12 protein-coding genes are annotated in these 14823 nt (G+C 46.4%); 5 read left to right on the top strand and 7 right to left on the bottom strand.

Annotated features, from left to right (window positions below):
• Positions 1–239: 239 nt before the first annotated feature.
• Positions 240–1070 (top strand): helix-turn-helix transcriptional regulator, encoded by an 831-nt coding sequence (locus tag C4S60_RS04685; protein WP_103879172.1) that lies wholly within the window; start codon positions 240–242, stop codon positions 1068–1070.
• Here the strand turns inward: C4S60_RS04685 and C4S60_RS04690 are convergent.
• Positions 1065–1859, bottom strand: coding sequence for a PTS sugar transporter subunit IIA (locus C4S60_RS04690; protein ID WP_103879173.1), 795 nt, complete (start codon positions 1857–1859; stop codon positions 1065–1067). The two genes, C4S60_RS04685 and C4S60_RS04690, sit on opposite strands and share 6 nt — an antisense overlap.
• A 3-nt stretch (positions 1860–1862) precedes the next feature.
• Positions 1863–2174, bottom strand: coding sequence for a PTS fructose transporter subunit IIB (locus tag C4S60_RS04695; protein WP_103879174.1), 312 nt, complete (start codon positions 2172–2174; stop codon positions 1863–1865).
• Positions 2175–2440: 266 nt separating this feature from the next.
• Between C4S60_RS04695 and C4S60_RS04700 the strand changes: the two genes are divergently transcribed.
• On the top strand, positions 2441–3625 hold the full coding sequence (locus C4S60_RS04700) for an NnrS family protein (RefSeq protein ID WP_103879175.1): 1185 nt from the start codon (positions 2441–2443) through the stop codon (positions 3623–3625).
• A 70-nt stretch (positions 3626–3695) separates the two neighbouring features.
• Here the strand turns inward: C4S60_RS04700 and asnB are convergent, their stop codons facing one another.
• From asnB to nagA, 4 genes are all read right to left on the bottom strand, one after another.
• Positions 3696–5360: an asparagine synthase B gene (gene asnB, locus C4S60_RS04705; RefSeq protein ID WP_103879176.1), complete on the bottom strand. Its 1665-nt coding sequence runs from the start codon at positions 5358–5360 to the stop codon at positions 3696–3698.
• A 230-nt stretch (positions 5361–5590) separates the two neighbouring features.
• The gene (locus C4S60_RS04710) at positions 5591–7171 is read right to left on the bottom strand and encodes a cation:proton antiporter family protein (RefSeq protein WP_103879177.1); all 1581 of its coding nucleotides are present in this window, start codon (positions 7169–7171) and stop codon (positions 5591–5593) included.
• A 103-nt stretch (positions 7172–7274) separates the two neighbouring features.
• Positions 7275–8489, bottom strand: a complete 1215-nt coding sequence (gene nagC / locus C4S60_RS04715) for a DNA-binding transcriptional regulator NagC (protein WP_103879178.1) — start codon at positions 8487–8489, stop codon at positions 7275–7277.
• 2 nt (positions 8490–8491) lie between these two features.
• Positions 8492–9628, bottom strand: coding sequence for an N-acetylglucosamine-6-phosphate deacetylase (gene nagA / locus C4S60_RS04720; RefSeq protein ID WP_103879179.1), 1137 nt, complete (start codon positions 9626–9628; stop codon positions 8492–8494).
• A 466-nt stretch (positions 9629–10094) separates the two neighbouring features.
• Here nagA and nagE point away from each other — a divergent pair, with 466 nt between their 5' ends.
• Both nagE and glnS read left to right on the top strand, forming a co-directional pair.
• On the top strand, positions 10095–11663 hold the full coding sequence (gene nagE / locus C4S60_RS04725; RefSeq protein WP_103879180.1) for an N-acetylglucosamine-specific PTS transporter subunit IIBC: 1569 nt from the start codon (positions 10095–10097) through the stop codon (positions 11661–11663).
• 204 nt (positions 11664–11867) lie between these two features.
• On the top strand, positions 11868–13535 hold the full coding sequence (glnS, locus tag C4S60_RS04730) for a glutamine--tRNA ligase (protein WP_103879181.1): 1668 nt from the start codon (positions 11868–11870) through the stop codon (positions 13533–13535).
• A gap of 101 nt (positions 13536–13636) precedes the next feature.
• On the opposite strand, the gene fcrX is transcribed toward glnS, so the two are convergent.
• Complete coding sequence (fcrX, locus tag C4S60_RS04735) at positions 13637–14083, bottom strand: ferric iron uptake transcriptional regulator FcrX (RefSeq protein WP_103879182.1); 447 nt, start codon at positions 14081–14083, stop codon at positions 13637–13639.
• Between the two features lie 190 nt (positions 14084–14273).
• Here fcrX and C4S60_RS04740 point away from each other — a divergent pair, with 190 nt between their 5' ends.
• Positions 14274–14786, top strand: coding sequence for a DUF4442 domain-containing protein (locus C4S60_RS04740; protein ID WP_103879183.1), 513 nt, complete (start codon positions 14274–14276; stop codon positions 14784–14786).
• Positions 14787–14823 lie beyond the last annotated feature (37 nt).

Genomic DNA, 14823 nt, shown 5'->3' on the forward strand with positions numbered 1-14823 from the left:
ATCGTATTTTTGTGTGAGCTGGCTCAAGCTTCCCTTTAAATAGTGGTTGAGTTAAGTTTTTTCTTTATTTTCAATTAAAACAATTATTTATCTATTTATTTTTTGGTTGTGATATTAGGTAAATTATCATTATGATAGAATTAGCTAGAGCTTTGTAACCATGATTGAAGTGGTGAATAGCATGACTTTAGTCACGAAAATTGGCTCAGCTTCCTGTCTTCACTGGAGAATATACCGCGATGTTTCACAACCTGATCGAAACTCTTATTGCAGAAAGAGAGCATTTTAATCGGATCTGGTTTGCTTCCGATCAACTCACACCCCCACCATTTAGCTATCAGGTTAATTTCCCGCGGTTAGAATTGGTGATAAGTGGTGAATATGAAAATGAGCTGGAAGATCCTGAGCAGGGGATTTCAATGATCAAGGTGCTATCCGGAGATGCGCTGTATATCCCACCAAACTGCTGGAATAAACCCAATTGGCAGGGAGATTGCTCTGTGCTCAGTTTGCTGTTTGGTAAGCGTCAACTGGGATTCAGCCTGGTCAGTAAGCGCGAGGGAGAGCAGGGTTTTTATGATATCCAGAAACACAGTGTGCAGACCAGAACCGGCCATGCCATTGACCATATCTTAGAAGCGTTGAATGCAATTGCCAGAGAACCGAAAAAGTCGCCGATGGATGAACACTTGTTGCTGGCGCTGCTCTCCTACAGTCAGTCGATGGTGTCAGAGCCATCAGAAAACCTTCGCAGTGGGGATTTGTATCAGGGGATTTGTATTTATATTCAGGAAAATTTCCATCGAACCATTACCCGAAGCAGTATTGCTCGTCGCTTCCACATCAGCCCCAACCACTTGTCGCGATTGTTTCGTCAGCAAGGTCATATGACTCTGGCAGATTACATCACCTGGGTACGTATGGACCGAGCGAAATTTATGTTGAAAAAGTATGATTTCAAGTTGCAGGAGGTGGCAACGCGCTGTGGCTATCAGGATGTAAATTACTTTTTCCGGGTTTTTAAGACGCGAACCGGACAAACCCCGAGTGAATACCGGCAGACGTTATGAAGGTTGTGTTCTTTGACCTTTAACCAACTGGTGAATCAATATGGCTTTCAGGGCTTCAGGTTCACGACTGGAGGTGAGCAGTCGGCAAAACTCTTCATCAAGTAATGATTTAGTCAGGTGAGTAAAACTAAGCAGAAGTGAACGCTCGGGTGGAGACGGTAAGATCAAGGCGATGATTAGCGAGACAGGCCCTAACTTTGGTGCCTGCCAGTCAATGGGTTCGGGCAGTTTTATCACGGTCATAGATGCCGTTTCTACCGAGTCAGAGAGTAAGTGTGGTAAGGCGATGAGTTGACCGGTAGCGGTGGACGAACAGGCTTCACGCGTCAATAGCCCTTGCTCAATCTCAATGCTGTATTGAGGGCAGGTGAGCTGGGCAATCTTGGTCAGAACATCAGCCTTATCGCGGGCTTGCATTTGGGCAAACTGGTAATGAAGAGCAAAAGGCAATTGAAACGTACTTAGCCCTTTGAGCAGTGACAGGTTGGCCCGCTTGTTAGAGCGGTGCGCAGTATTGACCAGCATAAAATGCTCAGCGACAAAGTCCATTAGTACCATACAGGCGAGTTCTGCATCGAAACCTTCAATATGCAGCTGACATAAATCATCTTGTTTGCCGGCCAATGACATCACCTTTAATGGATGTTCGATATTGGCACTCTGCCAACCGGTGAGGTTACGGAGAATCACAACCGAGCGAAATAGGGCACCGAGTGTTTTTAACCGATTGATTTTCCAGCCAGAAAAGCCGTCTTCAGGCAGTACGAAGGTGATCCTGCGTTCAATCACGAATTAACCCCTTACCAGAGTTGTGCAGCGTTCAATAACGGACTCCACATCCGTGAGTACTTCTTCTATCGTCACGCAGTGGATTTTATTGCCGGTAAACCGTGCACGATGCTCTATCTCTATATCTGAGGCAATCAACACCAAATCCGCCCCCGCGATATCTTGAGTACTCAGTTGATTTTCAATGCCCATCGCACCCTGAGTTTCCACTTTTATGCCGATGTTGTCTTTTTGGGCAGCTTTACGTATTGCCTCAGCAGCCATATAGGTGTGAGCAATGCCAGTAGGACAAGCGGTGACCGCAACAATTTTCATTGTCTTTTCTCTATTTCATCAACCACAATTATTTGTGTGATAGAGTACTAACTTGTTGAGCTTACGTATATAAACAAGATCAAAAACATCGATCTGAAAAACAACCTAACCATGTCATATTGACTCTTATTTTCACTATGTCAATATGACCTTTAAGCTGTTGTTTTGTGACTTTATGTGTTGATATATAGGGATTTGTTTTTTTGGTATGATTTGTGCTTTCAGTAGTCAAAGTACCAAAAAACTTGTCGTATAAGTGAGTTGTTATGCTAAATATTACTGATAAAAAGGTTGAAGAGAAGATCCCAGCCTGGCTCCGGCTAGGATTTCGGCCTTTTTTCTTAGTTGGAAGTGTCTATGCCATCATTGCAGTCGTAGCATGGGTTGTGATGTTCCAAAAAGGTCAGCCGGAAATCTTGCAAGTGCCTGCGTTGTGGTGGCATGCTCACGAAATGATTTTCGGTTTTGCCATGGCCATTGTTGTCGGCTTTGTACTCACTGCAGTGCAGACATGGACAGGTGTCAATGGTACCAAGCACTATCGCTTATTGCTTTTAGTTGTATTGTGGCTGCTACCCAGAGTCTTGTTCTGGACCCCGGCACCGCTTTGGTTAACGTCCAGCATTGAGTCGCTGTTTATTTTGCTAGCCGCCTACGAAGTCGGCTTTAGGGTTTACCAGGCAAAAGGGTGGCGTAACTTGTTTTTTGTCCCGCTGTTCTTACTGGCGATTTTTGCTAACTTTGCCAGTTATGCCGCCATTAAAGGTATGCCACCATTTAGCTCAAGTGCCGTCTGGCAGGCGATGATTTGGTGGTTCACCTTGTTGATTTCAATTATGGGAGGACGGGTGATCCCCTTTTTCTCCGCCCGCCGTTTTCAGTACGAAAAGCCTCAGCCTGTTGTTTGGCTGGAGTGGCTCGCCACGGTTCCATTGATGGCACTGTTTGTGTTGAGCTTCTTCCCGCTTTCTTTTGCGGCGTTAGGTAAGCCGTTAATGTTGCTTGCAGGCACTTTCCAATTGATTCGCTGGATTCGATGGAAGCCTTGGCTGACCTTGTCTGAACCGCTTGTCTGGTCACTGATGCTGACTTACTTATGTTTGCCTCTGAGTCTGCTGTATCGCGGACTACTGACCGATGCGTTTGCGTCACACGCGATGTTGCATTTGTTTGCTGTCGGCGCCTTAGGTGGGGTGATTCTTGCGATGATCAGTCGAGTCACCATGGGGCACACGGGGAGAGCGATTTATCAGGGGCCTAACATGACCCTGGCGTTTATCGCTGTGGTTTCTGCTGCGGTTATCCGCAGCGTAGGGGTTGCTATGTGGCCTCAGCATATGTTTTTGATGATCGATATCAGTGCAGGCCTTTGGGCGTTTGCGTTTACCATGTACGTCTATCACTTCGGCAAGATGTTGATCACGCCAAGAGTTGACGGGCATCCCGGCTAATTGTCAGCGGTATTGCGTCAACCATAAAAAAACCAGCCGTATTAGGCTGGTTTTTTTGCTCAGCGATCCATTAGTATGAATCGTTGTGAACGGTCTGAACTGCTCGACCAGACGGGTCAACACAATTTTGGAATGACTCGTCCCATTCAATGGCTTTCGCCGAAGAACACGCAACAGAAGGGCCACCAGGTACACATTTCGCTGCAGACTCCAGAGGGAATAGCTCTTCGAAGATTTCGCGATAGGCATAACCTTCTTTAGTGGTCGGTGTGTTATACGGGAAACGGAATGCTGCCGTTTCCATCTGCTGATCGGTGATCTTCGCTTCAGCGACTTCTTTAAGTGTATCAATCCAGCTGTAGCCTACACCGTCAGAGAACTGCTCTTTCTGGCGCCAGGCAATGGATTCAGGCAAGTAGTGCTCAAAACACTCACGTAGAATGTGTTTTTCCATCTTACCGTTACCACACATCTTGTCTTCAGGGTTCAGGCGCATTGCGACGTCGATAAACTCTTTGTCAAGAAACGGTACACGACCTTCCACACCCCACGCCGCCAAAGATTTGTTGGCACGAGCACAGTCAAACATGTTTAGCGCTAGCAACTTGCGAACGGTTTCCTCGTGGAACTCTTTTGCGTTTGGTGCTTTGTGGAAATAGAGGTAACCACCAAAGATTTCATCCGCACCTTCGCCCGACAGTACCATCTTGATACCCATCGCTTTGATCTTACGACCCATCAGGAACATGGGTGTTGATGCGCGAATGGTCGTCACATCGTAGGTTTCAATGTGATAGATAACGTCACGGATTGCATCCAGACCTTCCTGAATGGTGTAGGTCATTTCATGGTGTACGGTACCAATTTGCTCTGCTACCTCTCGAGCGGCCTTCAGATCTGGCGCGCCTTCAAGGCCAACGGCAAATGAGTGAAGCTGAGGCCACCATGCTGCAGACTTTTCGTCATCTTCGATGCGCATTGCAGCAAAGCGTTTTGCCACTGCTGAAGTGATCGAAGAATCCAGGCCGCCAGATAACAACACACCGTATGGCACGTCGGTCATAAGCTGACGTTTGACTGCTGCTTCTAGTGCTTCGGTCAACTCTTCCTTGCTGGTGGAGTTGCCCTGAACCGCCGCGTATTCGTTCCAGTCACGAATGTAGTAACGTTGAGGCTCCGCATCACCTGAACCGTAGTAGCAGCCTGGAGGGAACTCACTGATGGTCTTACATACGGGTACCAATGCTTTCATTTCTGATGCAACGTAGTAGTTGCCATGCTCATCATAACCTTGATAAAGCGGGATGATACCAATGTGGTCACGACCAATCAGGTACTCATCTTTCTCTTCATCATAAAGGACAAATGCAAAGATACCATTTAGCTCTTCCAGAAGGTCTGCGCCCATGTCCTGGTAAAGTGCCAGAATCACTTCGCAGTCTGAGTCGGTTTGGAACTCGTATTTGCCTTCGTAGCGAGCGCGGATCTCTTTGTGGTTGTAGATTTCACCATTGACCGCAAGGATGTGTTTTTTGTCCTGACTGTACAGAGGCTGTGCACCACTGTTTAGACCAACGATAGCCAAACGCTCATGGGCAAGAATGGCTTTATCTGAAGCATAGATACCAGACCAGTCTGGACCACGATGACGAAGCTTTTTAGACATTTCCAATGCTACTGGACGTAGCGTGGCTGCATCACTTTTTATGTCTAAAATGCCAAATACTGAACACATACAACTTCCTTTTAGATGAAATTTAACGCTGATGAGTTCAATTTGCCATCTGCTCAAAAAAAAGCAACCGTGATGAATGAAAAAGATGATAAAAGTGATGTTTGATTAAAAATTATTTAATGTTATCTATGTTTTGGTGAATGAAATCTAAATAGTGCTGAGTTAATGGCCATTTCAATAGTGAAACAGCCGACTCTGTCGGCTGTTTTGTGGGGCCAGATGAACCAGACTTACTTGAGATTGGGTGTCAGTTGCTCACAAACATGACGAGCAAAACCGCTGCCAGCCTCATTGTAGATATTAAAGGCGGCATCGACACCCAGCTGTTCCAGTTCTTCGACCTGATCGGAGTAAGCGGCAATCGCAGCGATTTGTCCCTGAAACTGTTTCTTTTGCAGCAGGTCGAGTGCAGTTTGGTTACCCTGATGGTGCGGCATAGCCAGAAGGACTAATTTAACATGCGCAGTATCGAGAATTCGTTCCCAGAAATCCGGGTCGGTTGCATCGCCAGCAATTACGTTTCGTCCTTCGGCTCGGTGTTGTTTGGCGGCTTCCTCGCGGACTTCAACACCCAGACTGACTTTGCCATAGCGCTGATAAAGTTCATCGTAGGCACCCGTGCCGATGCGTCCCATGCCCAGAATTAGGACTTGGGCTTCACCAGGGTTAATGAACTGATCGCGAGTATTGATTTTCTCTGCAGCTTGTTCCTTCAGCCATTTGCCGGAACGCAGGTAAATGTTATGACCAACACGATTGAGCGGCGCCGAAATTATGAAAGACAACGAAACCGATATTGCCAAAGCCACCAGAATATCGCCTGAAATCCAACCTAGTTTATAAGCCAACCCACCAACGATGAGACCAAATTCACTGAAGTTAAACAGCGTTAAGGTGGTCAATAGACAAGTCCGTACCCGGAACTTGAAGCCGTTGATGACGACGAAGTAGAGAGCACCTTTAAGCGGTAGCAATAGCAACAGTAATACACCAAGTATTGCACCCTGAAGCGTTGGCTCCGCGGCCAGGCCAATGTTGAGGAAAAAACAGACCAGGAAGAGTTCTTTCAGATTAAAAAGTGATTTGGACAGTTCCGATGCTTTGGGGTGCGAAGCGAGTAGCATACCTAAGATCAGTGCACCCAGATCAGGCTTCATCCCTACCAGCTCAAATAACCCTGCTCCCATGACCAGTGCGAAGAAGATACCACTGAGAACCAGCATTTCTCCGTGTCCTGCTTTGTTGAGCAATTTAAAGAAGATCGGTCGCAGCAAAGGCAGTGCAAACAGGGCAATGGCATACCATTCAGGCACTTTCCCGGTCGATGCGGTCAGGAAAATCACGGCAAAGATGTCCTGCATAACCAGAATACCGATGGCTAAGGTGCCGTAGGTTGCGTTCATTTCACCTTTTTCTTGCAGTGTTTTGACAGCGAAAACAGTACTGGAGAAGGATAAGGCAAAGCCCAACAGCACCAACTGGTTAATATCAAGAGTCGCTAAGCTGGAGACGCCGAGGAGTTTAAGGCCAAGTAGCAGTACCGCGAACACAAGAGTAGAAAGAAGATTGTGTATGGTCGCGCCTGCCCAGATTTCTTTGGAGAGCAGGGTTTTAACATCGAGCTTCAGGCCAATAGTGAACAGCAGGAGTGTCACCCCTAAATCGGCGAGGGTTGTGATAGTGTCGCTCGACTGAAAGCCAAAGTGATGCAGCAGGAAGCCTGCCAGCAGAAACCCGACCAACGGGGGGAGTTGACATTTGAGTGCGAGGAAACCCGCAATGAAGGCGACGGTTATAAGAATCAGTTCCATAATGCTTTTTTATTATGTTGAAGACAAAAAGACCACACCGAAGTGTGGTCACATATTCTACTAAATTATGTTAGCAGCGTGCTTGTTATTTCAACACAATTTCTCAATCTTCAAGCAGTTTTTGTAACAAAACCCCATTTAGCATGGCACGCTTGATCATAGCGAACGCACCCATGGTGGGCTGCTTGTCAATTTCTGAGGCTACGATCGGTAACTCGGTATGGAATGTGGTCAGCGATTGATTTTCTACGTTGCGACGAATAGCTGGGAAGACAATGTCTTTCGCCATGGTTATGTCACCGGCGATGATCACCTTCTGAGGGTTAAACAGGTTGATGGTGATGGCTATCGCTTTACCCAACTGATTACCGACGCGCACAAGGCTCTGCTTTGCCAGTTCGTCGCCATTGAGTGCATGCGAACAGACGTCTTCGATAGTGATGTGCTCTTTTAGGGCAAGTGTGGATTCATAGCCCTGATCAATCAGCTTGCGAACGCGTTTCACGATGGCAGGATTTGCCGCGACTGTTTCAAGGCAACCAAAATTACCGCACTGGCATTGTTCACCTAACGGATCAATCTGGATGTGACCAATCTCACCTACGTTACGATTGTGACCCAGGAACACCTGACCATTAACAATGATGCCTGCTCCCGTTCCTCGGTGAACACTGACCAGAATCGAGTCCTGACAGTCGCGACTGGCACCAAAGTAGTGCTCGGCCAGCGCCAGCCCACGGATGTCATTACCGACAAAACACTCGACTTTAAACTGAGAGCGAATGAGATCAGCCAGCTCTAACTTATCAATATCCGTGTTCGGCATGTATTCGACGACACCGGTTGTTGGGTTAACCAAACCAGGAAGCGTAATACCGATCGCAATCAGCTGGTCGATTTTAGGGCTGTGCTCTTTAAGGAATTCACGTAAAGAGAACACTAACCCTTCACTGAGTTCGTTTTGGTCAGTGTAGTAAAACTCTTTATGAGCAAATGCCATTTCTCGCCCCCCAAGATCGTACAGCGAGAACTGCACATAATCTCGGCCCAGGCGGACGGCGACAGAGTGGAAGGGTTCGACTGCAGTAGTCAGGGAGATGGCTCTGCGTCCCCCTGTCGAGGCTTGTTGTGCGACCTCTTTGATGAGGCCGCGCTCAAGCAATTGGCGGGTAATTTTGGTAACGCTCGCAGGCGCCAGCTGACTGACATCAGCAACTTGAATGCGGGAAATAGGACCTTGTTGGTCTATCAAGCGGTAAACCGCCGCACTGTTTAGTTGTTTTACTAGATCTACGTTACCTATTTGTCCGCCATTCATGCTTAATTTTGCTCGTATTGTCCGTTAACAATTGTGCCTTGGACATTATAATCTCTATCGAATACGGTCAAGTTAGCGATCATGCCTTTCTTGATGCGTCCTAGCTTGTCTTCGATACCCATAGCTTTCGCTGGGTAAAGAGTCGCCATTCGTAGAGCTTCGTCCAAAGCAATACCAGCGTGTTCAACTGTATTTTGAACCGCCTCAATCATAGTAAGTGCGCTACCGCCCAGTGTGCCGTTCTCATCTACACACTTACCATCCTTGTAATATACTTTCTTGCCGACAAAAATAAAGTATTCCATGTCAGCACCCGCCGGAGCTGTGGCGTCCGTCACTAATACCAGTTTTTCACCTTTCACTTTATGAGCGATGCGAATATTCGCATAGTCAACGTGGAAGCCGTCAGCAATAATGCCGGCATAAACATCTGGAGTATCATAAATAGCGCCAACAACACCAGGCTCTCGACCCGTCATGGGTGTCATTGCGTTGAAAAGGTGAGTGGCGAAAGTGATACCAGATTCAAACCCTTTGCGCGCCTCCTCATAGGTGGCATTCGTATGGCCTATAGAGACTACAATACCCGCTTTACGAAGTTTTTCGATATGCTCTGGGGCATTTTGTTCCGGAGCTAAAGTCACTTTTGCGACGAGATCGCGGTTTTCGCAGATAAGATCGATCATCGCCGCGTCAGATTGACGAATAAAGTCCGGGCTGTGAATGCCTTTTTTTGCGACGTTTAAATACGGGCCCTCAAGATGCAACCCTAACGAGTGGTTTTGATGCTGATTGTGGTAGTCACGAGCTGCGCTGATCGCCTGGCGCATGTTTTCATCGGATGAAGTGATTAAGGTTGGTAGGAAACTGGTGCAACCTGACTTCAGGTTCGCTCTGTGCATTGTGTGAATGGTTTCGGCGGTGATTTCATCGTTAAACATCACACCACCACAGCCATTGAGCTGCAGATCTATAAAACCAGGGCTTAGGTTAGCACCATCCAGATCAATGCGTTCGATGGTATCTGAAAGCTCAGAGATAGGAACTAGCGCTTCAATCTGGTCACCGTTAATCACTACCGCGTGATTGTTAAGAACGTCACTACCAGTGAAGATCTTGCAGTTGGTTAATGCATACATAGTTAGCGAATCCTTGTGTTGTATTCTCTTTACCTCATTGTTCTGGCTCAGAAGAGGCCAGGATGACTTAGTTTCTGGCGCTTAACAATGAGACGAATTTTATAATTAGCAAGCTATAAATAGATAGAAAAATCAAAGTAACTTAATGATTAAAAGAGAGTTATTATCGTTTTTTGTGTGATTTATTGATTGAAAATCTTGGTTCCAATCGCAAAATAATCGCTTCTTTGTGCAACTCTCTTTGGCAAAATCCTACTCAGGTTTTGCTATTTTTTCGTATGATAAAATAAGTTTTATGATCTCGCTAGCAAAAAGCCTGTATTTTGGCAAAAACTGGTGATTGGGATCACAAATGATGAGGTTTTAATTTGCGGAGCAAAATTAATTTCATAAACTGAATATGACTAAATTGAGCGGCTAAAATAAGTCGCCCAACAAAATTCCAATCCTATAGGGGGAACTTAAGGTGAATATGCTAGGATATGCACAGAAGCTAGGTAAGGCGTTAATGCTACCTATCGCAACGCTTCCGATTGCGGCGCTTCTACTACGTTTGGGTCAAGGCGACCTTTTAGACATTCCATTTATGGCGCAAGCTGGTGGAGCAATTTTCGGTCAACTACCTCTTCTTTTTGGTCTGGGTATTGCGATTGGCCTATCTAAAGACGGTAACGGCGCGGCAGGTCTTGCTGGTGCAGTTGCTTACTTCGTTCTAACTGCAACCGCGACAACCATCAATGCTGACGTTAACATGTCATTCTTCGGTGGTATCTTCGCAGGTATTATCGCAGGTCACTCTTACAACGCATTCCATGCGACTCGCCTACCAGAATGGCTAGCGTTCTTCGCGGGTAAACGCCTTGTACCTATCATGGCGGGCCTGTTTGCTCTTGTTGCCGGTGCGATCTCTGGTGTGGTTTGGCCTTCAATCCAAGGCGGCCTGGATGCACTTGCTCACGCGGTATCGACTTCTGGCGCAGTAGGCCAGTTTGTATACGGTACGCTTAACCGCGCGCTTATCCCTGTAGGTCTACACCACGTTCTTAACTCTTACTTCTGGTTCGGCATGGGTACATGTCAAGAAGTACTAGTGACTGGCGCTCAAGCTGCTGGTCAGGCGCTACCTGCACTACAACAGCTATGTGTTGACCCTGCTCTTGCTAATACTCTAGTTGTTGGTCAGGCTCATACATTTGAATTTGCTAACTCTGTAAACCCAGAAATCACTGCAACAGTGAAAGAAGTGACTGAAACTGTGAAAACAGGCGACCTACACCGCTTCTTCGGCGGCGATAAGAGCGCTGGTGGATTCATGAATGGCTTCTTCCCTGTGATGATGTTTGGTCTACCTGGTGCAGCTCTGGCTATGTACCTGGCAGCGCCTGCTGAAAAACGCAGCCAAGTTGGTGGTGCTCTATTCTCAGTAGCGTTCTGTTCATTCCTAACTGGTATTACTGAGCCTCTAGAATTCATGTTTGTATTCCTTGCTCCTGCGCTATACGCATTGCATGCAGTGTTCACAGGTCTGGCTCTAGTGGTTGCAAACATGTTCGGCACGCTACACGGTTTCGGTTTCTCTGCAGGTCTTATCGACTTCGTACTGAACTGGGGTCTAGCAACTAAACCATTCATGCTACTACTTATTGGTCTGGGCTTCGGTGCTCTGTACTTCTTCACCTTTACTTTCGCAATCCGCGCATTCAACCTGAAATCGCCTGGTCGTGAAGATGACGATGAGGCAGTAGAAGTGGCTGGCGAAGGCAAAAATGGTGACCTAGCGCGTCAATATCTGAAAGCTCTGGGTGGTCACGATAACCTAACTTCAATCGACGCATGTATCACTCGTCTACGTCTGACTCTGAAAGACCGCTCTGTTGCTGATGAAGCTGTACTTAAGAAACTAGGTGCTAAGGGTGTGGTTAAACTTGGCGAGAACAACCTACAGGTTATTCTGGGTCCTCTGGCTGAAATCATCGCTGGTGAAATGAAGTCTATCGGCGCTGGTGAAGATCTATCAGAAGTAAAGCTACCATAAGCTAATTAATTCAATTGGTTCCAATACTAAAGCCTCTCGCATGAGAGGCTTTTTTTTGTGTGACGCAAGTATTTTTGTCCCCATAGACGACCTTGGGTGAAAATAATCACTGGAAAATGCGAGATCTTGTTGAGGTTTCGCAAAGAATTGTGGATCATTAGCGTTTATATATCTGACAATACTTAAAACATAGAGGTGTTATAGATGAGTGAAGCTGAGGCTCGTCCATCGAACTTTATTCGCCAAATCATCGACAAAGATTTAGCGGATGGCAAGCATACTAGCGTGCATACTCGTTTTCCGCCGGAACCAAACGGTTACCTGCACATCGGTCACGCGAAATCTATTTGTTTGAACTTCGGTATTGCTCAGGACTACCAGGGACAGTGTAATCTTCGTTTTGATGACACTAACCCTGAGAAAGAAGACGTAGAATACGTTGAGTCGATTAAGAATGATGTAAGCTGGTTGGGCTTTGAATGGTCGGGTGAGGTTTGTTACTCATCAAACTATTTCGATAAGCTTTACGAGTATGCGGTTGAATTAATTAACAAAGGCTTAGCGTATGTTGAAGAGCTAAGTCCAGAGCAGATTCGTGAGTACCGTGGAACCCTGACTCAACCAGGAAAACCAAGCCCATACCGCGATCGTCCGGTTGAAGAGAACCTGGCACTATTTGAAAAAATGCGTGATGGTGGCTTCGAAGAGGGAACGGCGTGTCTGCGCGCTAAGATTGACATGAGCTCTTCGTTCATGGTTATGCGTGATCCAGTTATTTATCGTGTACGTTTTGCCGAACATCACCAAACGGGTGATAAATGGTGCATCTACCCGATGTATGACTTCACACACTGTATTTCTGATGCGCTAGAGGGCATTACGCACTCGCTGTGTACGCTAGAGTTCCAGGATAACCGTCGTCTTTACGACTGGGTGTTGGACAACATTACTATCGATTGTCAGCCACGCCAGTACGAGTTCAGCCGCCTCAACCTGGAATACACGGTGATGTCTAAGCGTAAGCTTAATCAGTTGGTGACTGAAAAACTGGTCAACGGCTGGGACGATCCACGTATGCCAACAATTTCGGGTCTGCGTCGTCGTGGCTTCACTCCTGCATCGATTCGTGAGTTCTGTAAGCGTATTGGTGTCACTAAGCAAGAAAACATGATTGAGTTTAGCTCTCTGGAGTCTTGTGTACGTGATGACCTCAACGAGAACGCACCTCGTGCAATGGCCGTTCTTGACCCGGTTAAGATCGTTATCGAAAACTACCAGGGTGACGGTGAAACTCTTACGGTTGCTAACCATCCAAACAAGGAGGAAATGGGCACTCGTGAGGTACCATTTACTCGTGAACTTTGGATTGAGCGTGAAGACTTCCGCGAAGAAGCCAACAAGAAGTACAAGCGTCTGGTGCTAGGCAAAGAAGTGCGCCTACGTGGTGCTTATGTGATTAAAGCTGAGCGTATTGAAAAAGATGAAGCGGGTAACATTACCACTATCTTCTGTAGCTATGATGCAGAGACTCTGGGTAAAAACCCGGCGGATGGCCGTAAAGTGAAAGGCGTTATTCACTGGGTATCGGCGGATAAAGGCCTACCTGCTGAGATCCGTTTGTACGACCGTTTGTTTACGGTCGCTAACCCAGCGGCGGCGGATAACTTTGCTGAGACGATTAACCCAGAATCATTGGTTGTTAACAAGGGTTATGTTGAGCCGAGTTTGGCTTCTGCCGTTGTAGAACAGGGTTATCAGTTTGAGCGTATGGGTTATTTCTGTGCTGACTCAAAAGACTCCAGTGCCGAGACTCTGGTTTTCAACCGTACAGTAGGTCTTCGCGATACCTGGGCTAAGATTGAAGCGAAATAATTCGCTTCATATTCCTCCCTGCTTTCTTTAACCGGAGAAGTTCGGAGGAGAAACAAAAAAACCAGCCATATGGCTGGTTTTTTCAATTCTGGGATCATCCCTTAACGAGGTTTGTGAGCCTTAGGGTTATCTTTACATGCACCGCCAATACACTTGCCGTACAGGTACAGGCTGTGGTTGGTCAGTTCGATATTGTATCGTGACGCAATTTCTTTCTGGCGAGCTTCAATGACTTCATCAGAAAACTCAATCACCTCGCCACAGTCCAGACAAACCAGGTGGTCATGGTGGTGTTGAGTCGATAATTCAAATACTGACTTACCGCCTTCAAAGTGGTGTCGGGTAACAATACCAGCATCATCGAATTGGTTTAATACACGATAAACGGTGGCAAGACCAATTTCTTCGCCTAGATCGATAAGCTTTTTATACAGGTCTTCTGCGCTAATGTGTTGGTACTCTGGCTTCTGCAGTACTTCTAAAATTTTCAGTCTTGGCAACGTGACTTTAAGTCCCGCGTCCTTAAGTGCCTTGTTATTGTCTGACATAAACTTTCCTGTGATGATCTGCAGCAATAAACAGATTTCTGTAATCCATTTATTATAGGGTACTACAGCGTAACAATAAACCACGAACTTCAAAGGGTTACTAAGTATTAACATAGAAGTGGAACTATGTCACTTTACAAACACATCTGACCAGTTACAATTTGTTTACATTTGATGTGGGTAGTGATTTATGGATAAACGATTAGCCAGGATATATAAACCAAAATACGTAAAATTTGCGCTGAACATATGGCCTCCGTTTTGGGGGGCGGGTATACGGATTACCGAGATCAGTGATGACTTCCGCTCAGTAAAGGTTCGTCTGAAGCTCAAATGGTGGAATAAGAACGCCAATCGCTCACAGTTTGGAGGCAGCATATTTGCCATGACTGATCCTATCTATTCGCTGATGCTCATGGGGATCTTGCGCGAGCAGTACTATGTCTGGGATAAAGAGGCAAGCATCGATTTCATCAAGCCGGGTTTTTCCGATCTGAGGGCTGAATTTGTTATCAGTCAGGGTATGCTAGAACAGATTTTGCGCAGTACGGCGAGCGGAGAGAAGTGTTTTCCTGAATTTATCACCCATATTCATAACAAAGACGGAGATGTGGTGGCGACTATTCAGCGTAAGCTTTATATCCGTAAGAAGCCCAAATACCGTGAGGAAATTGGAAATGAGGCTCCCTCGGTTCAGGTGTAGTTGTGACCATAAAAAAAGCCTCCGATTATCGGAGGCT

The organism is Vibrio hangzhouensis, assembly GCF_900107935.1.
GTDB classification, from domain to species: Bacteria; Pseudomonadota; Gammaproteobacteria; order Enterobacterales; family Vibrionaceae; genus Vibrio; species Vibrio hangzhouensis.